Annotated in this window: 18 protein-coding genes; 8 read left to right on the top strand and 10 right to left on the bottom strand. The window is 72.4% G+C overall.

Features of this window, described 5'->3' with window-relative positions:
- Positions 1–174: 174 nt before the first annotated feature.
- Positions 175–933 (top strand): GNAT family N-acetyltransferase, encoded by a 759-nt coding sequence (locus ACFPCY_RS01555; RefSeq protein ID WP_378251720.1) that lies wholly within the window; start codon positions 175–177, stop codon positions 931–933.
- Positions 934–1,035: 102 nt separating this feature from the next.
- Here the strand turns inward: ACFPCY_RS01555 and ACFPCY_RS01550 are convergent, their stop codons facing one another.
- Together ACFPCY_RS01550 and ACFPCY_RS01545 are read right to left on the bottom strand one after the other, a co-directional pair.
- Complete coding sequence (locus tag ACFPCY_RS01550) at positions 1,036–1,809, bottom strand: phosphotransferase (RefSeq protein ID WP_378251719.1); 774 nt, start codon at positions 1,807–1,809, stop codon at positions 1,036–1,038.
- Positions 1,810–1,832: 23 nt separating this feature from the next.
- Complete coding sequence (locus ACFPCY_RS01545; protein ID WP_378251718.1) at positions 1,833–2,537, bottom strand: NAD(P)-dependent oxidoreductase; 705 nt, start codon at positions 2,535–2,537, stop codon at positions 1,833–1,835.
- A gap of 49 nt (positions 2,538–2,586) precedes the next feature.
- Between ACFPCY_RS01545 and ACFPCY_RS01540 the strand changes: the two genes are divergently transcribed.
- Entirely contained in the window at positions 2,587–2,976 is a 390-nt protein-coding gene (locus ACFPCY_RS01540; RefSeq protein ID WP_378251717.1) for a winged helix-turn-helix transcriptional regulator, read from the top strand.
- 119 nt (positions 2,977–3,095) lie between these two features.
- On the opposite strand, the gene ACFPCY_RS01535 is transcribed toward ACFPCY_RS01540, so the two are convergent.
- Positions 3,096–3,530, bottom strand: coding sequence for a winged helix-turn-helix transcriptional regulator (locus ACFPCY_RS01535; protein ID WP_378251716.1), 435 nt, complete (start codon positions 3,528–3,530; stop codon positions 3,096–3,098).
- 26 nt (positions 3,531–3,556) lie between these two features.
- Here ACFPCY_RS01535 and ACFPCY_RS01530 point away from each other — a divergent pair, with 26 nt between their 5' ends.
- Complete coding sequence (locus tag ACFPCY_RS01530) at positions 3,557–3,997, top strand: YybH family protein (protein WP_378251715.1); 441 nt, start codon at positions 3,557–3,559, stop codon at positions 3,995–3,997.
- A 249-nt stretch (positions 3,998–4,246) separates the two neighbouring features.
- Positions 4,247–4,816: a hypothetical protein gene (locus ACFPCY_RS01525; RefSeq protein ID WP_378251714.1), complete on the top strand. Its 570-nt coding sequence runs from the start codon at positions 4,247–4,249 to the stop codon at positions 4,814–4,816.
- Between the two features lie 83 nt (positions 4,817–4,899).
- On the opposite strand, the gene ACFPCY_RS01520 is transcribed toward ACFPCY_RS01525, so the two are convergent.
- From ACFPCY_RS01520 to ACFPCY_RS01500, 5 genes are all read right to left on the bottom strand, one after another.
- Entirely contained in the window at positions 4,900–5,790 is an 891-nt protein-coding gene (locus ACFPCY_RS01520) for an NAD-dependent epimerase/dehydratase family protein (protein ID WP_378251713.1), read from the bottom strand.
- A gap of 184 nt (positions 5,791–5,974) precedes the next feature.
- Positions 5,975–7,519, bottom strand: a complete 1,545-nt coding sequence (locus tag ACFPCY_RS01515) for a class I adenylate-forming enzyme family protein (protein WP_378251712.1) — start codon at positions 7,517–7,519, stop codon at positions 5,975–5,977.
- On the bottom strand, positions 7,516–8,721 hold the full coding sequence (locus tag ACFPCY_RS01510) for a cytochrome P450 (RefSeq protein ID WP_378251711.1): 1,206 nt from the start codon (positions 8,719–8,721) through the stop codon (positions 7,516–7,518). Before ACFPCY_RS01510 ends, ACFPCY_RS01515 begins: the two co-directional genes overlap by 4 nt.
- A gap of 104 nt (positions 8,722–8,825) precedes the next feature.
- A complete protein-coding gene (locus tag ACFPCY_RS01505; RefSeq protein ID WP_378251710.1) occupies positions 8,826–9,578 on the bottom strand; it encodes a glycosyltransferase family 2 protein in 753 nt (250 codons plus the stop codon).
- Complete coding sequence (locus ACFPCY_RS01500; protein ID WP_378251709.1) at positions 9,578–10,561, bottom strand: 3-oxoacyl-ACP synthase III family protein; 984 nt, start codon at positions 10,559–10,561, stop codon at positions 9,578–9,580. Before ACFPCY_RS01500 ends, ACFPCY_RS01505 begins: the two co-directional genes overlap by 1 nt.
- Positions 10,562–10,760: 199 nt before the next feature.
- Between ACFPCY_RS01500 and ACFPCY_RS01495 the strand changes: the two genes are divergently transcribed.
- Positions 10,761–11,966 carry a cytochrome P450 gene (locus ACFPCY_RS01495; protein ID WP_378251708.1) on the top strand — a complete coding sequence of 402 codons (1,206 nt, stop codon included), beginning with the start codon at positions 10,761–10,763 and terminating at the stop codon, positions 11,964–11,966.
- A gap of 119 nt (positions 11,967–12,085) precedes the next feature.
- On the opposite strand, the gene ACFPCY_RS01490 is transcribed toward ACFPCY_RS01495, so the two are convergent.
- Positions 12,086–13,048 carry a hypothetical protein gene (locus tag ACFPCY_RS01490; protein WP_378251707.1) on the bottom strand — a complete coding sequence of 321 codons (963 nt, stop codon included), beginning with the start codon at positions 13,046–13,048 and terminating at the stop codon, positions 12,086–12,088.
- 114 nt (positions 13,049–13,162) lie between these two features.
- The gene (locus ACFPCY_RS01485) at positions 13,163–14,119 is read right to left on the bottom strand and encodes a hypothetical protein (RefSeq protein WP_378251706.1); all 957 of its coding nucleotides are present in this window, start codon (positions 14,117–14,119) and stop codon (positions 13,163–13,165) included.
- A gap of 125 nt (positions 14,120–14,244) precedes the next feature.
- Here ACFPCY_RS01485 and ACFPCY_RS01480 point away from each other — a divergent pair, with 125 nt between their 5' ends.
- The 3 genes from ACFPCY_RS01480 (at position 14,245) to ACFPCY_RS01470 (ending at position 18,034) form a co-directional block, all read left to right on the top strand.
- Positions 14,245–15,411, top strand: coding sequence for a steroid 3-ketoacyl-CoA thiolase (locus ACFPCY_RS01480; protein ID WP_378251705.1), 1,167 nt, complete (start codon positions 14,245–14,247; stop codon positions 15,409–15,411).
- 143 nt (positions 15,412–15,554) lie between these two features.
- On the top strand, positions 15,555–16,544 hold the full coding sequence (locus ACFPCY_RS01475; protein WP_378251704.1) for an MBL fold metallo-hydrolase: 990 nt from the start codon (positions 15,555–15,557) through the stop codon (positions 16,542–16,544).
- Between the two features lie 245 nt (positions 16,545–16,789).
- Positions 16,790–18,034 carry a cytochrome P450 gene (locus tag ACFPCY_RS01470; RefSeq protein WP_378251703.1) on the top strand — a complete coding sequence of 415 codons (1,245 nt, stop codon included), beginning with the start codon at positions 16,790–16,792 and terminating at the stop codon, positions 18,032–18,034.
- Positions 18,035–18,171: the final 137 nt, after the last annotated feature.

Here is an 18,171-nt window from a genome sequence, read left to right as displayed (position 1 = left end):
TGACAAAACCGATGATCTTGCATCGGATGATTCGCCGGGCCGCCCCCGCTCCCCGCGCTCGATATTTCGCCGGCCCTCCGCTCACCGCGCTCGATAATTCGCCGGCCGCCGCCGCTCACCGCGCTCGATAATTCGCTGGCCCGCCGCCGCTCACCGCGCGTACCGTGCGGCAACGTGCTGATCAGTGACGTGCAGGGCTTCCTGCGGAACATCCCCGACGACCACCGGCTGCGGGTCGGCCCGTTCACCGCCAAGATCGATCCGGACGACCCCGACCTGCCGTTCAACCACGCCGTCCCCGACGACGGCGCCGTCCCCACCCCCGCCGACGTCGCCGCGCTGGTCGCCGCCTTCCGCGCCCGCTCCCGCGTCCCCCGCCTCGAATACATCCCGCGGGCCGCGCCGGAGGTCGAACCCGTCCTGCTGGCCGCCGGATTCACCCCCGAAGGCCGCTACCCGCTGCTCGTCTGCCCGCCCTCGCAGGTCACGGACGTCCCGCTCGACCCGTCCCTCCGCGTGGACCTCGTCCCCGCCTCCGCGACGGACGACCTGTGGGCCGTGGCCCGCGTCACCAACGCCGCCTTCGACGCGCCCCCGCCCGCCGACCACGACCTGGCCCGGATGCTCAGGCTCCTCGCCGAGGACGGCCTGATCGCCGCCGCCCGCGACACGGCCACCGGCGAGATCGTCGGCGCCGGACAGCTCCTGGCCCCCCGCGCGGGCGTCGCCGAGGTCGCGGGCATCGCCACCGCCCCGACCCACCGCCGCCGGGGCATAGCCGGCGCCGTCACCGCTCTCCTCACCCGCGCCGGAGCCAAGGCCGGGATCACGACCCTCTTCCTCACTCCCGCCGACGACCAGGCCGCCCGCGTCTACGCGAGAGTCGGCTACCGCAAGGAAGGCGAAGCCCTCTTCATCTCCCTGACCTCCTGACCCTCCACCGGCCCCCGCGCCCGTTCCGCGGCGAGACACGATGCGACGCGCGGCCTCCGAGCGCGGTAGCTGACGCGGTGGTCGAGGCCGGGAACGGCGGGGTCAGGGCTCCCAGAAGGAGGCAGGGAGGGAGAGGACGTCGATGGCGGCTTGGTCCTGGTCGTCCGCGAACGGGAGCAGGGCCTTGTAAACGGGGTCGCCGCCCGCCGCGATCTGGCGGATGACCTGGGCGTTCACGCGGGCGCGGCGAGCGATCACTTCGGGGAGGGACGCCCGGTCGCCGTCGTATCCGTAGCCGTCCAGCAGGACGTGCAGGCGACGTGACCGCTCGGTCGCGTCGCCTGGAGCGAGCACGTCCGCATAGCTGCGGGTGTTGAGCGGAACCCAGGTCAGGGCCATCCAGGCGAGTTCGAACTCGCGGGTGGTGGGGCTCGCGGTGTCCCAGTCGACGAATCCGGCGAGGCGTCCGTCCCGCCAGACGGCGTTGTAGGGCGCGGCGTCGTTGTGGGCGAGGATCAGGCCGGGCCGCCAGGGACGTCCGGTGAACCAGCGCGCGTCCGCCGGAGGGACGAAATCGGCCGTGATGTCGTGAAGGCGACGCGCCCAGGCCCCGGCCTGCGCGAGCGAATCATCCGCTACCGCCCACGCGGGCCAGGGTCGGAGGTCGCCGATGACGTCGCCCTCCATGAAGGTCAGCACCTCGCGTCCCCGGTCGTCGAACCCGAGGACGCGGGGCGCGCCCTCGAATCCGGCCGCCTCCAGGTGGCGGAGGAGCGCCTGCACCGACGGCGTCCACGGCTGGACCGTCCGCCGGACGGTGTCGCCGACGCGCACGGTACCGGTCGTTCTGCCGCCGGGCAGGGCTTGTTCGTCCATGTGGACGTTCTATCCGGGGGTTTTCATGAACGCATCCCGTTTTCGACGCCGACATGCGTGTGCGAGCGCGACGGCTTCTCGATCTCGTCGAGCACCGCGATGGCGAAGTCGGGCAGGGAGATCCGGCTGGACGGGGAGCCGGGCGCGACGCGGTACTCGCCCGTCCGTCCGGCGTCGTGGTCGAAGTCGCCGGACGGGCTGAGGATCAGCCAGTCCAGGCGGTTCCCGCCCTCGCGCAGCACGTTCACGCCCGCGAGGTGCCCCTCGTTGAACGGCCGGTACTCGGGCGGGAAGTCCGGCAGGTCCATCCAGGTGCCGCCGTCGCTCATCTCCAGGTAGGACCCCAGTCCGATGGCGATGACCCGCGGCGCCTCGGACGCGAGCAGCGCGCGGTTGGCCGCCGGGAAGTGCTCGCCGGGATCCGCGCTGAGGTCGGCCGCGGCGTTCACGACCGCGGCCTTCCCCTCGGTGAATCGCGCGACGGCCTCCGCGTCAAGGATGTCGCCCCGCACGTACGTGACGACGCCTGCGCTACGGCCGTCCTCGTTCGCGCCGGAGTTATCCACAGGATGGGCGTCGACTTTCGGGTCGGTGGCGTCGTCGGCCACGCTGGTATGGGCGGACGGATCGCGGACGACGGCGGTCACGCGGTGGCCACGGGCCAGGGCCTCGCGGACGACGGCGCGTCCGACGCGTCCGCCCGCTCCGAAAACGGTGATCTCGGTCATGGCAGGACGCTAACCAGAAGGGAGGTATCCGATTGGATACCGTGAACGCGTGCGCACACCTCTCCCCGCGGACATGTTCGACGAGCTCTGCCCGAGCTCCGTGAGCCCGATCCGCTTCGGCGACAAATGGGCAGGCATGATCATCCGCTGCCTGGAGGGCGGCCCGCGCCGCTTCTCCGAGCTGCGCGTCGCCCTGCGCAACGTCACGCCGAAGTCCCTCACCCAGTCCCTGCGCTCCCTCGAACGAAGCGGCCTGATCTCCCGCCACGAGCAGCACCGCTCCGTCGAGTACGCCCTGACGCCGCTGGGCCGCAGCCTCCTGGGTCCCATCGCCGCCGCCTGCGCCTGGGCCGAAGAACACTGGGACGAACTGGTGGACGCCCACGAAGCCGCCTACCAGGCCACCCGCGAGTCATCGGCCTACCCCGCCACGGCCTGACCCCCGCCCGAAGACCGCGGGGCCGCCCCGTCGGGCTGGTCCGAGCTGGTCAGACATGGAGCGAGCTGGTCCGAGCTGGTCAGACATGGACCGAGCTGGTCCGTGCCTGTCCGAGGTGTTCAGAGATGGGGACTTGCTTCGGGGGTGGGAGAGGCGGCTTTGGTGCCCCAGTCCCAGAGGGCTTGGAGGACGGGGCCCAGGGCTTGGCCTCGTGGCGTGAGTTCGTAACGCGTGGTCGGTGGCCAGCCCGGGGTTCGGTGGCGGGCGACGACCTCGGCTTGGGTGAGGTGCGTCAACCGGTCTGAGAGCACCTTGTCCGAGAGGGCGGGGAGCGCTTCGCGGAGTTGCGTGTAGCTGCGTTCGCCGCGCAGCAGTTCGCGGATGACGAGGGTCGTCCAGCGTCCGCGGAGCACGTCGAGGGCGATCTCGACGGGACAGCTCGGCGTCGGGGCTGCGACGTGCGCGTGTGGATCGTCCGGAAGACCAGGGCGGGGCTCGGCCGTGTCGATCCGCTCACCGGCGTGTTCCGGGTGACCAACCGTTTGGTGAGCCACGAAAGCGCCTCCTAACGTCCGTTCCGATGCATTTTCTCAGTCGGAAGGTGGTGCAGGAAATGCGAGGGCTCGCCGAGCGTCCCGAAGACGTGCCGACGGTATTCGCTGAACGCTTCAACAGCGGCGATCTGGAGGCACTGGCGCAGGTCTACGAGGACGGCGCCGTGTTCGTCCCGGAGCCGGGCACGCCGCTGACCGGCGAGGAGGCCCAGGCCGCGAACAGCCAGTTCGTGAGCCTGGGACTCCCCATCACCGTCCGCCCGCGCCACGTCTACGCCGCGGGTGACACCGCGCTGCTCATCGTCGACTGGGTCATCGAAGGGACGGACGCGGAGGGACGACCGGTTCGGATCGAAGGAACAGCCACCGATGTCGCCCGCCGCGGAAAGGACGGCCACTGGCGCTACATCATCGACAATCCCTTCGGAACATCCGCCAAGGAGGAGGCTGGAATGTCTTCCAACTAACGCAGAACTAGCAGAACTAAGGGGGCGCGTGGGCGCGCAAGCTGAGGAGCTGGCGGGCCAGGGCGAGCAACCGGCCGCGATCCGAGCGTCGGCGGGATGGGTGAGGCGGGAGATTCACCCTTGGGGGTGAGGTGGCGGAGACTTGCGGGGGAGGCTCGGGGATCGGCCCGTTAACGATCATGAGGTGTCGATGTTCGGGCTGGTGGGTGCGCTGCGGCGCCGGGCCGGCTGAGAGGGAACGGGGAAGACATGCTCAAAGGACGGACTCGGGTTCTGGTCGGTGTCGCCACCGTTGCCGCCGCGTCGGCCGTCGCGGCGACGGCGGCTGCGGCGGTGCCGGAGACGGCCAAGGGGCCGGGGCAGGAGACGACGGCCCACATCTCCGGGGCGGGACGGATGGCCTTCGGCGCGAAGGACGACGATGTCGAGGTCAAGGTGGACGCCCACGCCGTCTACGGCGGCGGGGCGTTCCCCACACGGGCTTGGGGGACGGTGCGGATCACCCATCTCATGGCGCAGCCCGGCGGTCAGCCGCCGAAGTTCAACTGGGGGGATCTCGCGGTCGACTGCGTCACGGCCGGCGGGCCGAACGCGACGGTGACGGGCATCCTGAAGGACGCCGGACCGTACTGGAAGAAGGAGATCGGCACGCGCATGGGAGTCAGCTTCTACGTCGCCGGACGGCACGGCGGGCCGAGCCGGATCGGGCTCTCCGGCGCGACGAGGTTCATGGGATTCGGGTCCCTCACCAAGTGCATGGCTCCTGCGGCGGCCTCTCCGGTCATCCGAGGCGGCTTCCACCTGAAGGTGTCCGGCTAGCCGGTCCGAGGCGCGCAGTCCGGTACGCGGTCTTGTGGTGGGGGTGAGGTGGCGTTTCCTGGGCGGGGGCGGGGCGGTTCGGGTTACCAGGTGGATGCGGAGGTGAAGCTTGTCGGGGTCGGTGCGTAGGCGAAGGCGTTGCGGGCGGCGGTGATGTCGTAGGTGCGTTCTTGGGCCAGGTGGCTGATGGCGTAGCGGGTCAGGCGGGGTGGGCGCGGGCTGCGTGCCAGGAGGAACGCGGCTTCGACGGCGGCGGCGAGGGCTCTGGTGGGACGGTGCGGGAGGTACAGCGGGCGGGCGTCGATGTCTCGTTCTCGGAGGAGCGTCCGGAGGGCGGAGTCGAGCGTGATGGGTTCGGCGTCGGTGATGTTGTAGACGCCGGGCGGGGCGGTCAGGGCTTGGCGGCAGGCTCGGACGAGGTTGTCGATCGAGGTCAGGCTGATGCGCTGGCGGCCGGTGCCCACTGCGGGGAGGAACCGGCCGCGCACGGCCGAGAGGACGCGTGGGAGGAGGGTCGTGTCACCCGGGCCGTAGACGGCGTGCGGGCGCAGGATGACGGCGTCCGGATGCCGTAGCACGTGACGTTCGGCGGCGGCCTTGGACGCGCCATAGGCGTTGAGGTGGCGGCGCGACGGTCCCTCGGCCTCGGTGGTCATGACGTGCGGGACGTGAGGGTCGTAGACGCTGGCCGTACTGACGTGGACGAAGCGTGCGCCCGGCCACGTGGCCAAGGCGTGGCGGGTGCCCGTCAGGTTGACGGCGAAGAGTTCGGCGGACGGTCCCCAGTCGGTGACGCTCCCCGCGCAGTGGATCACCGCGTCGACAGGTGGTGGCGCGCTCAGGGGGCCTCGGGTGAGGTCCCAGAAGCGGTAGCCGGGGCGGCGTCCGAACTCCAGGACGTCGTGGTCGGCGGCGAGCGCGCGGGCGACGGCACCGCCCACGAAACCGGACGCTCCGGTCACCGCGATCCTCATCAGCTGATCTCCCTGTGGGTGAGGTGGTCAGGTGGCGGCGTTCGTGCGGGTCGGAGGCGGGACGCGCAGAGCGGGCAGCGCGCTGCTTCGCCGGCGACGGGAAGGAAGCCATGCAGGCGCAAAGAGGCTGGTGGGGGCTCCGAAGCGCGGCTGGTGCGGGTGAGCCAGGGAGGCGAATGGGGGGTTATTGGAGGGCTTGTTTGAGGGAGGCGCGGTCCAGCTTCCGGGTTCGGCCGGTGTAGGGGAAGGAGGGGAGGACGACGATGCGGTCCGGGAGGGCGGCGTGGTCTATGAGGTGGGGAAGGCGGCGGCGGAGGGTGTCGGGCGTGGCGGTGCCGGTGACGGCGAGGACGACCTGCTCGTCGCCGGTCTCGGGGTCGGGGACGCCGATGATGGCGGCGTCGTCCACGCCGTCCAGGGTGGTGATCGCGGGTTCGTAGAGGCCCGGGTACAAGTTGAACTTGCCGCGGATGAGCATGTCCTTCTTGCGGCCCATGAGTACCAGCCGGTCACCTTCCAGCCGGACCAGGTCGCCGGTGGGGAGTTCGGTCAACGGAGGGTCGCCGAGGTAGCCGCGGCAGAGGTTGGGGCCCGAGAGCCAGAGTTCGCCGTCCGGGGCGACGCGGACACGGGCGAGCGGGGCGCCCAGGTAGTCGCCCTCTCCGGCGTGCGCGAGCTTCTCCGAGGCGGACGCTATGGCGACGGGCAGGATTTCGGTCATCGCGTATACGGAGAGGACCTCGGCGTGGGGCGCGGCCTCGATCGCGCGGCGGAGGACAGCCGCCGGTGCGGGCGCGGCTCCCAGCAGGACGTAGCGCAGGGTCTTCGGCAGCGAGGGTTCGACGTCCAGGATCTCGGCGAGGTGGACGGGGACGCAGAACGTGTGCGTAACACGGCGTTCGCGCAGTTGCAGCGCGAACCGCGTCGGTGACGCCGACAGCGGCGGCATCGACCAGCGCGCGCCCGACGCCAGCGTCGGAATCCCCAGCATGAGCTGGTCGGTGTGGACGACGTCGCCGGGGCCGAGCGGCAGGCGTTCGCGGAAGAGGTCGAGCGCTGCGACCAGCGACGCCTGCGTGTGGACGACCGCGCGCGGTTTCGCGGTGGTTCCGGACGTGAAGATGACGGCCGCGGGCGCGTCCGGATCGAGGCCGAGATCCAGGTCGAGGTCGAGATCGAGGTCAGGGTCGAGATCGGGGTCAGGGTCGAGATCGAGGTCAGGCTCGTCCGGGACGGCGTGCGGCGTGGTGAGGAGGCTGTGCAGCGAGAGGGACGAGCGCGGGACGCCGGGGAGGCGGCGGCCCGTGTGGATGTGGCGGAGCGGGAGGTCGGCGAGGTCAGGCAGGAGCAGGCCCCGGCGCCGGGCCAGGGCGCGGACTGGGCGGAGGCGGCTCGCCGCGTAGAGCCCGGATTCGGCCGCTGACCAGCGGGGATCTGCCAGGCGCAGGCGGGCGGCGAACATCTCCGGGCCCGCGCCGGGGTCGGCGAAGACGACCACTCCCCCGGCCGCGACGACCGCGAGGGCGAGGACCAGGCTGTCCGGGGACGGGCGCACCGAGAAGAGCACGCCGTCGCCGGGACGCAGCCCGTTGGCCCGCAGCCCGTTTCGGACGGCCAGAACCCGGTGGCGCAGTTCGCCGTAGGTCAGTTCCGTGTCGTCGCCCGCGATGAGCGCCACGGCGGACGGCGTCCGCTCGGCCTGCTCCAGGAGCCGTCGGATCAGTGTCATCGGGGCCCCTCCTCGGGACCGCGCTTGATGTGGAGGCGGCGGTAGGTCGGGATCAGCACGCCGCGGGCGGCCTGCCGACGGGTGATGGTCAGCGGCCCGGCGGCGAGGAGCGTCCGGGTGACGGTCCGGATCTCGGCCATGGCGAGGGGGTAGCCGAGGCAGAAGTGCGGACCGGCTCCGAACCAGAGTCGCCGCAGCTCGGGAGGTTGCGGACGGGAAGGATCGAACGGCCCGTACGCGCGGCAGCAGTTGTGCGTCGCGATCAGGACGCGGTCGCCCGGTCGCACCGGCACGTCCGCTATCCGGGTTTCGGCGTGCACGCTGCGCAGCATCACCGGGGTCGGGGTGGTGGCGCGCATGGCCTCGTCGATCGCGCGATCAAGGAAGTCGGCCGCCTCGTGCGCGCCGCCGAACGGCCTTTCCGGACCGTCCGCAAAGCCGCCTGGCCGGTGGGACGCATCTCCGGAGACGGCTCTGGAAGTGTCGTGCAGGAGCGCTATCAGGCGCGGGACGAGTGTCGCGACGGTTTCGGTCCCGGTGAGGAAGAAGGCCGCGGCGGCTCCGCGAGCCTCGGTTTCGGAGAGGCCCAAAGTGCGCATGCGGCCCATCACCGTCGAGGGCGAGCCGTCCGCGTAGGCCTTCGCCGCGATGTCGCCCAGCGGGTCCAGGACGGCTCGGGCGCGGGCGATCTGGGCGGGCGAGAGGCGGCGCGTCCGGAGCGAGACCATGGACACGATCCGCTCGCCCGCCTCGAACAGGGACCGGAAGTCGTTCTCGGACGCCGTCTCCAGGCCGATGACCCGGCTGATCACCGCGCCCGCCATCACCCGCATCATCGCGACGACATCGACGGTCTCGCCCGAGGCGAGGCGTCGCGAGACCGCCTGGAGCGGGACGGCGAGCACGTCGTCCACCAGGGCTTCGGCGTAGCCGGGAGTGAACAGCTCGGTGAGGCGGCGGCGCAGCGCGCGGTGCGCCTCGCCTTCCATGTTGAGCAGCACCGACGGCCCCAGGACGGGCGTCCAGAGATCACCGGGCGAGCCCGGGCCGTCCTTGCGGAAGGTCTCGCCGTCCATCAGGACCGACCGGGCACAGGACGCGTCGTTCACGACCACGCCGACCCCCGGCACGCGCACCACCGGACCGCACCGCGCCAGCCCCCGCAGCAGCGGGTACGCCACCGGGTGCGCGGCCAGATACAACCGCGTCTCCCAGCTCAAAGAAGCCGGCCGAAACCCCCGCGCCGGACGAGCGGCCGGAAATGCCTCGCTGGTCATGGCGCTCCCTCCCGTCAGCGGTGCCGGCGTCATCGGATGTCCACGATCGGAGGGCGGTAGCGGTGGTCGGCGTACCAGCCGAGGGTCCGGACGAGGCCGAACGCGCGCAGCCGGCGGACGGAGCCGTAGACGATCACGTCCGGGCGCAGGCCGTACCGGTCGCTGAGGTAGCGGACGCGGTTGACCAGCGCGCGGTCCTCGTGGACGTCCTCGATGCGGGTGCGCGGGAAGCCGCCGGAGCGCAGGTACAGGTCGGCGGTGATCGCGACGTTGCAGCCGGGCATCATCACGTAGGGGCCCAGGTAGAGCGGGTCCTGGTTGCCGGGCCGGAAGCGCCCGAACCAGGCGGCGAGCGCGATGACCGACGGCAGCAGCCGCCGTTCCCACAGTCTCAGCGGGAACTCGTCGGTGCGCGGTCGCAGCGGCCCGCTGACCATCTCCAGTCCGTCGTCGAACGCGCGCTTCAGCGCGGCGATCCAGCCGCGGTCGGGCAGGCAGTCGGCGTCGGTGCGGGCGACGTGCGTGGCCCCGGCGGAGATCGCGTGCCGGACGCCGGTGTCGGCGGCGGCCCCGGTCCCCTTCGTCGTCTCCAGGACGATCCGGATCTCGGGTTTCGGATGTATCGCGGCGAACTCGCGGACCACCGCGGCGGTCCGGTCGGTGCTCGCGTTGTCGACGACGACCGCGGTGAAGCCGGTGTCGGTCTGCTCGGCGAGCCGGCGCAGCGTCGCGCCGATCGACCGCTCCTCGTTGTAGGCGGGGACCACGACCCAGAGGTCCATCACAGCTCCATGAAGATCACGCCGAGGCTGACGCCGCCCGCCAGCCCGATCATCGCGACCCGGTCGCCGGGGCCGCAGCGGCCGTCCCGCCAGGCGGTCGCGAGCTGGACGGGCAGCGTCGCGGACGCCATGTTCCCGTGGTCGGGGAGCGTCACGACCAGCCGGTCGGCCGGGATGCCGAGCAGCGACCGCAGCACCTCCAGGTACGGGAGGGTCACCTGGTGGACGGCCACCACGGCGAAGTCGTCCCAGGTCAGCCCGGTCTTCTCCAGGGCGGTCAGGAAGATCTCGGGGCCGGCGGCGAGGAACGCCTCCTTCAGCCGCCGCCCGTCCCCGCTGAAGTAGGTGGCGTCCGGGTCGCGCGGACGCATCGACCCGCCGCCCGGCAGCGTCCCGATCCGCCACGCCGACGACACGGCGGCGAAGTCCCGGTAGAAGATCCCGCGGCCGTCCGGGTCGGCCTCGACCAGCACGGCGGCGCCCGCGTCCGCGAGCGTGTACCCGGCGAAGGCGTCCACGAACTGCGCCCGGTCGCGCACCCGCCACCGGACGGCCCGCGACGGCGCCTCGCCCGTGCAGACCAGCACCCGCTCGTGCCGGCCGGTCCGGATCAGCGCGTCCGCCGTCTCGAGCCCGTTCAGGAAGCTGTTGCAGGCGTTCTTCACGTCGAAGACCGGGCAGGACGCGCCGAGCTTGTCCGCGACGATGTGCGCGGTCGCGGGCTCGACCAGGTCCTGCGAGGCCGACCCGAAGATCAGCAGGTCGAGGGCCGCGGGGTCGGCGCCCAGCCGCCGGGCCGCCTCGACGGCCAGGTCCGAGGCCTGCTGGTCGGGCCGCATGACATGGCGGGCCCGGATTCCGGTCATCCGTTCGACGATGGTCGGGTGCGGCCGGTACCCCTCGATCCGCTCCTCCACCTCCGCGCTGGTCAGCACGGTCTCGGGCAAATACGCGGCGGCGCCGGCGATACGCGCTCTGATCACGGTCCAGGTCCCCCGATCTCGGTCCACTTCTCTCCGCCCGGCATGGGGACCAGCGTGGCCCGCGGGCCGGCGCCCCGACAGGGGCTTCCTACGGAAAAGCGGCTGCGTACGGCACTCACCCCGGCCTGAGTACCTTCGCCCACCCGGCACGGGCGGATGGCGCATGCCTCCGGCGGACGCGGCCGGGGAGGATCGGCGTGTGCTGACCCGACCTGAGGCCCGGCTGATCTGGGCCGCCAACCCGTGGCTCTACGTCCTGCTGTGCGCGTTCCGGCATGCCGGGCCGCTCACCCGCGTCCCGCGCGTCGGATGGGTGGTGACCGATCCCGTCCTGGCGCGCCGGGTGCTCAACGACCACGCCGCGTTCACGATGGGCGGCGAGGGCGGCGTCGGACACCTGTGGGCGCAGCTCTTCGGCCCGGAGATGGGCGGCTTCTTCGACGGGCCGCGCCACGCCGAGCTGCGCACGGCCGTCCGGGACCTGTTCACCGAGGACGCCGCGCGCGACCTGATCGCGCGCACGCAGGGCCCCCACCACGCGCGCCTCGCCGCCGACCTCACCAACGGCGCGACGATCGACATCGCCGACACGGCCCGCGTCCTGGCCGGACGAATGGTCTGCGACCTGCTCGGACTCCCGGCCGAGCAGCCGGCGGACGACTATCGCCGCATGTTCACGCTCGGAGAGCGCCTGGCGTCGCTCGCGCTCGGCACCACGGCGTCCACCGACCTGCCCGCGCCGGTTCTGTCGGAGGCGCGTGCCATCGTGGACGAGTTGACCGCCGCCGTCCCGTCCGCCTACCGCTCGGCCGCGCCGTCCGGGCCTTCCGGGCCTCGCTCGGCAGGGCCGCCCACCCTGCTGGGCCGATGCCGCATGCTCGGGCTCAGCGAGGACGTGGCGCGCGGCCTCGCGACCCTGCTCGTCGTCGCGGGCACCGAGACCGGCGTGTCCGGCACGCTGCGCACGGTCGCGCTCCTGCACGACTCGAACCAGCAGCGCCTCGTCCTGGACGACTTCGAAGCGCTGCTCCCCGCGGTCGTCCGTGAGGGTCTGCGCGTCGCCACCCCGGCTCCGCTGATCGGACGCCACGTGGCCAGGGACGTCCAGCTCACCCCGCGCGCCCGGCTCCGGCCGGGACAGCGGATCCTCGTGCTCACGCACCTGGCGAACAACGCGGTCGGGCCGTTCGACGTCACGCGTCCGTACGTGCCCGAGACGCGGCAACTGTGGTTCGGCGCGGGGCGGCACCTGTGCCTGGGAGCGGCCGTCGCGCGGGCGCAGGTGGCCGCGACGCTCCGCGCCCTGCTCGCCTCAGGACGTCCCTACCGCATCGAGGCCCGGCTCGAAGCGCGCCGCGCCCTCGTCCCGACCTACAAGAAACTCCTCGTCCGCACGGACACCTGAGTCTCTTCGTCCGCACAGACACGCGAGGCTCCTCGTCCGCCCAGACATGTGACATTGCGCGTCCGCACGAACGCGTGAGGCTCCTCGTCCGCACAGACGCGCCTCTCTACGAGCGCGGTCTACGAGCGCGTCTTGGCGCAGAGGTCCGGCGGGACGCCGTCGCCCAAGGCGGCCGCGTCGAGGAGCCATTCCCAGTCGGGACGCCACGGCTCGGCACGCGAAGCGAGTTCGAGCTTGAGCATGTCCGGCCAAGCCCACGTGTGTTCGGTCGACGGGTGCCACCAGTCGGGCAGCGTGTCGTACGCGCGCGAGACGCGACCGTCCGCCGTGACGCGAACGTAAAGCCAGCGTCCCGATTCTGGGTCCGCCTCGTGCGCGCGCAAGGCGTCGAGCAGCGTGCCGAGCTCGCCTTTGACGAACGGGCCTTGCGGCTCGCGATACGGGAGGTGCTGGTCGCCGATGTAGCCCGCGAGGATCTCGTCCTGACCGTTCGCGCGAAGGAACTCGACCACGGCCGAGAGCGCCTCGCTCGGCGGCCGAACCGGACGCGAGCGCTCTTCCGCCCGCTTCATGGCGCTTCCGACGATCGTCGCGTGGACCTCGGGCAGCCCGTCCCACGGCACCTTCCGCCCGGGCGGCTCGCCCCGCCCCGCGGGCACCTCCGGCCGGACGGACCCGCCCGCGAGCCCGGCCTGCTCCGCCAGCTCGCCGTCGTCGGTCGGGAGCGTGGACTCGGCGCCGTCCTCGCACGTATAGGACGTCCGCCCCCAGGACGAACCGTCCCACCAGTAGACGAAGCCGACGGGCCAGTCACGGTGCAGGTGGGTGGTTACCCGCTCCCAGGGCAGCCAGTCCGGGGCGTCCGCGAGCAGGTCGAGCGGCGGGCCGCCCACCGCGGTGTCGCTGTAGTCGTTGTCGAAGCCGAGCAGCACGGCGCGTCCGCCCTCGCCCCAGAACAGCCGCCACCAGCCGTTCCCGATGTCCTCGGACGCGACGCCCTCCGCGTCCAGGCTGAACCCGCGCCCGAGCGCGGCGCGGACGGCGCCGTGCGCCCACAGCAGGTCCGGCGGCGGAATCGTCATGATCGGCCCCTTCCGAAAGCAGCCATCCTGGCAGCCCCCGGCCCGCTCCGCCCGCGGATCACCACGGAACACCCCGGACCGCACATGGCGCGCAAGCCGCCGCCGTTGTGAGGGTCAGGTACGGATCACCTGGCGGCAGCCCTCGTCGTAGGCGGGCGGCTTGGACATGTCGTAGGGGTCCTCGCGGGGAGACGTGGAATCACCCCCGCCGGGGTCGCCGGGGAACGTCGGGCGGATCCAGTCGTTCGCGGACGCGCAGGGCGCGGGGGCGACGCTGCGGCCCGAACGGCTCATCCAGACGCGCACGTCGTCGCCCTCGCGCGTCACGGTGAACGTCGCCGTGCGCCGGACGATGACGCGCTGCACCACCTCGGCGCGTTTCGGCCGGTGGACGGCGTAGACGAAGTTGTGGTCGGTCCGCACGGTCAGGCCGTCCTTCCCGGCGGACGGCGTGACCGTGCCGTGGACCTTCACCGTCCCGGTCGCCGCGACGACGGTGCCGGGCGCGAACGCGGTCGCCCAGGTCCGGTGGGACGGCAGGCTCTTGGCCTGCTCGGGGTCGAGCGCGGCGGCGAGCGGCTTGCCGTCCCCGGAGTAGACGGTCGCCGGGTCGAGGTCGGCGGCGACGAGGATGCGCTTGATCCGGGCGTAGGCGGCCTCGACGTCGGTGCCGGTCAGACCGGCGGTGGCCTTGGCGGCGGGCATGACGATCCCCGCCTCGCCGTCCTCGTAGGAGGCGGCCGGGCTGCCCGCGAACGGGTCGGACGGCGGCGCGCTCGCCGTGGGGCTCTGGAGCTTCAGCGTCACCGAGGACGGCCCGGGCGAGTCGTCCCGGCCGAGCCACCACATCCCGGTGGCCGCCGCGCCGAGCACCACGACGGCCCCGCCGACCAGCCCGGACGCCTTCAGGTAGCTCATCGTCTCGCCGTCCGGGCGGCGGCGCCGGCGGCGCGGTGGCCGGGGCAGCCGGGGCAGGCGCGAGCGCCGGCGGGAGCGCTCGCGGGCGGACGGTTCGGAGATGGACGCGCCCGCGATGAAGTCGTCGTCGAAAGGCGGCAGTTCGTCCGGCATGAGGCCGATGGTTCCCCACCCGTCCGGAACGTCGCAAGCGCCGCCCGCCCGCCGCGCCCCCTTCCACCCAAAACTAGAACACGTTACAGTCGGAATCCGAACGTCGTTCCAGCAAGGAGTCGCGGATGGGCACCCCGGTGATCGTGGAGGCGGTTCGGACGCCGCTCGGCAAGCGCAACGGCTGGCTGGCCGGGCTCAAGGCGCAGGCGGTGCTCGCGCACGCGCTCAACGCCGTGCTCGAACGCGCGGGCCTGGACGGCGCGGAAGTGGAACAGGTTTTCGCGGGCTGCGTGACGCAGGCGGGCGAGCAGGGCGGGCACGTCGGCCGGTACGCGTGGCTCTACGCGGGACTGCCGTGGCAGGCCGGGGTGACCACGATCGACGCGCAGTGCGGGTCGGCGCAGCAGGCCGTCCACCTGGCGGCGGCGCAGGTCGCGGCCGGGGTCGTGGACGTCGCGATCGGCTGCGGCGTCGAGGTGATGAGCCGCTCGCCGCTCGGCAGCAACGTGCTGCCCGCCAAGCCGCGCCCGGACGACTGGTCGATCGACATGCCGCACCAGTTCGAGGCGGCCGAGCGGATCGCCAAGCGGCGCGGCCTCACCCGCGACGACGTGGACGCGTTCGGCCTCCGCTCGCAGCAGCTCGCCGCCAAGGCCTGGGCGGACGGACGGTTCGAGCGCGAGATCGCCCCGATCGACGCGCCCGTCCTCGACGCCGAGGGCGAACCGACCGGCGAGACGCGCACCGTCACCCGCGACCAGGGCCTGCGGGAGACCACCCGCGAGGGGCTCGCCAAGCTCAAGCCGGTCATGGGCGAGGGCGCGCTGCACACCGCCGGGTCGTCCTCGCAGATCTCCGACGGCGCGGCGGCCGTCCTGGTGATGGACGAGGCGAAGGCGCGCGCGCTGGGCCTGCGTCCTCGCGCGCGCATCAAGGCGCAGGCTCTCGTCGGGTCCGAGCCGTACTACCACCTGGACGGCCCGATCCAGTCGACCGAGCGCGTCCTCGCCCGGACCGGGATGTCCATCCGCGACATGGACATCACCGAGATCAACGAGGCGTTCGCGTCGGTCGTGCTGTCGTGGGCGTCCGTCCACGAACCGGACATGGACACCGTCAACGTCAACGGCGGCGCGATCGCCCTCGGCCATCCCGTCGGCGCGACGGGCGCGCGGCTCCTGACGACCGCCCTGCACGAGCTGGAACGCCGCGACGCCGGGACGGCCCTTGTCACCATGTGCTGCGGCGGCGCCCTCTCCACGGCGACCGTCCTCGAACGCTGCTCCGGCTGAGCCTCCCGACTTCCACCGACCCGACGTCCATCGCTCCCGCCGTCTAACCCTCCCGACGTCCATCCCCTCCCGACGTCCATCCCTCCCGTCATTCATCGCTCCCGTCATCCATCCCGATCCATCCCCGTGAAGGGAGGGCGCGCGTGCGGCCGGAACCGGAGGACCTCGGCGGCGGCCTGTGGAGCGTTCCGGTGCCGATTCCGGGCAATCCGCTCGCGTACACGCTGGTGTACGCGCTGGAGAGCCCGCGCGGACCCGTCCTGGTCGATGCCGGTTGGCAGCACGAGGACGCCTGGGAGGCGCTGACCGGCGGGCTCGCCGCGTTCGGCATGTCCGTCGCGGACGTGTACGGCGTGGTCGTCACGCACCACCATCCCGACCACGCGGGGCTGGCGGGACGCGTGCGCGAGGCGTCCGGCGCGTGGATCGCGATGCACCGCGCGGACGCCGACCTCGTCCGCAGGTTCCGGGCGATGGTCGAGCAGGACGCGGACCGCGCGTGGGTTTCCGACTCGCTCCGGCGCGCCGGGGCGGACGACCGCGACCTCGCCTCGCATCCCCGCCGCCGCCACGTGGACCCGCCCGCGCAGCCCGACCGCGAGCTGGAGGACGGCGAGCTGATCGACCTGCCCGCCCGCCGGCTCCGCGCGGTCTGGACGCCCGGCCACTCTCCCGGCCACCTCTGCCTGCACCTGGAGGACGCCGGCCGGATCTTCACCGGCGACCACGTGCTGCCGCGCATCACCCCGCACATCGGCCTCTATCCCTACGACCGCACCGACACCGATCCGCTCGGCGACTTCCTCGCCTCGCTCGACCGGGTGGGCGCGCTGCCCGTGGACGAGGTGCTCCCCGCCCACCAGTTCCGCTTCAACGGCCTCGCCGCGCGCGCCCGGGACATCGCCGCCCACCACGAGGCGCGGCTGACCGAACTGGCGTCCCTGCTCGGCGACGAGCCCCGCTCGCTGTGGGAGCTGGCCTCGGCGCTCGCCTGGCGCGAGGCGTGGGACGCGATGTCGCTCCAGTCCCGCCAGATGGCCGCCGGCGAGGCCGCCGCGCACCTCCGGGTCCTGGAGAAGCGTGGGAGAGCGGCCCGTGCGGGCGACGCTCCGCTGCGTTACACCGCGGCCTGAGACGCGGCTTCGGCCGTCCGAAACGTGGCGCAGGGCACAGTTGGTCGGCAGGCTAGACCCTTGATGAGACTCCAGTCTCATGTGAGAATCACGGTAGGCCCGGCTAGCCAAGCAAGCGCTTAGTCGAGGGCGTGCGCGCGCACGTCCTCCCACGTCAGATGCCCGCCCACCGCACGAACCTCCCGACCGCGAAGGCGCGACCGGTCGCCGACCCCTGCCCTCCCACCCCGGCGAAGGATCTCTCCATGCCCTCTGAGATCGGCACGATCGACCCGCCCGTCATCGACGTCATCGACCCCGGCGTGTACGAAGCGGGCGGCATCCCGCACGAGCAGTTCCGGTGGCTGCGCGACCACGACCCGGTGCACTGGCACGCCGACCCCAACCCGTCCGTGCCGGGCTTCTGGGCCGTGACGCGGCACGAGGACGTGACGTGGGTGTCGCGGCACCCCGAGCTGTTCTCCTCGCACACCCGGACGGCGATGTTCGAGGAGTTCACCGACGACGAGATCGCCCTGTACGGGCAGATGATGCTGTTCCAGGACCCGCCCGACCACACCCGGCTGCGGTCCATGGTGAACAAGGGCTTCACGCCCCGCATGATCAAGAAGCTCGAGGGCCACATCCGCGCCATCTGCAACGAGCTGATCGACGCGGCGGCGCCGCTCGGCGAGTGCGACTTCGTCGAGCACTTCGCCGCGCCGCTGCCGCTCTACACGATCTGCGAGATCCTCGGCGCGCCGCTGGCGGACCGGGAGAAGATCTTCAACTGGTCGAACACGCTGGTCGCGTTCAACGACCCCGAGTTCATCGGGGACAAGAGCGAGTCGATCGCGTGCGCGGCCGAGTTCATGGAGTGGGCGTCGGAACTGCGGGAACGCCGCATCCGCGAGCCCGGCGACGACATCGCGACCAAGCTCGTCCAGCCGGACGCGGACGGCAACACGCTGACCGTCGAGGAGTTCCAGCTGTTCGTCCTGATGCTGTCGATCGCGGGCAACGAGACCACGCGGACGGCCACGGCGGGCGGCATGCAGGCCCTGTTCGAGCACCCCGACCAGTGGGAGCTGCTCAAGGCGAACCCGGCGGTGCTGCCGACGGCGGTCGAGGAGATCGTCCGCTGGGTGAGCCCGATCAACCAGTTCCGCCGGACGGCCACCCAGGACACCGAGCTCGGCGGCAAGCGCATCCGCGCCGGGGACAAGGTCGTGCTGTTCTACGGGTCGGCCAACCGCGACGAGCGGGTGTTCGAGGACCCGTTCCGGTTCGACGTCACCCGCGACCCGAACCCGCAGCTCGGGTTCGGCGGCGGCGGGCCGCACTTCTGCCTGGGCACGCACCTGGCCCGGATGAACCTGAAGATGATCTTCGAGACGGTGTCGGCCCGGATGCCGGACATCCGGCCCGCCGGACCGGCGCGCCGGCTGCGCTCCAACTTCGTCAACGGCACCAAGGACATGCCGGTCCGCTTCACCCCGTCGCCCCGCTGACCGGGACGCCGTCCGAGAGACCCGGAGCAACCGCGCGGCGAGACCCGGAGCGACCGCGCGGCGAGACCTGGAGCGACCGCGCGGTGAGGGCGGAGCAACCGCGCGGTGAGGGCGGAGCGACCGCGCGGTGAGGCGCG

This window comes from Actinomadura gamaensis (assembly GCF_042652125.1).
Taxonomy (GTDB): domain Bacteria; phylum Actinomycetota; class Actinomycetes; order Streptosporangiales; family Streptosporangiaceae; genus Spirillospora; species Spirillospora gamaensis.
The sequence above is the reverse complement of the archived record's forward strand: the minus strand, read 5'-3'. Positions and strand labels throughout refer to the sequence as shown.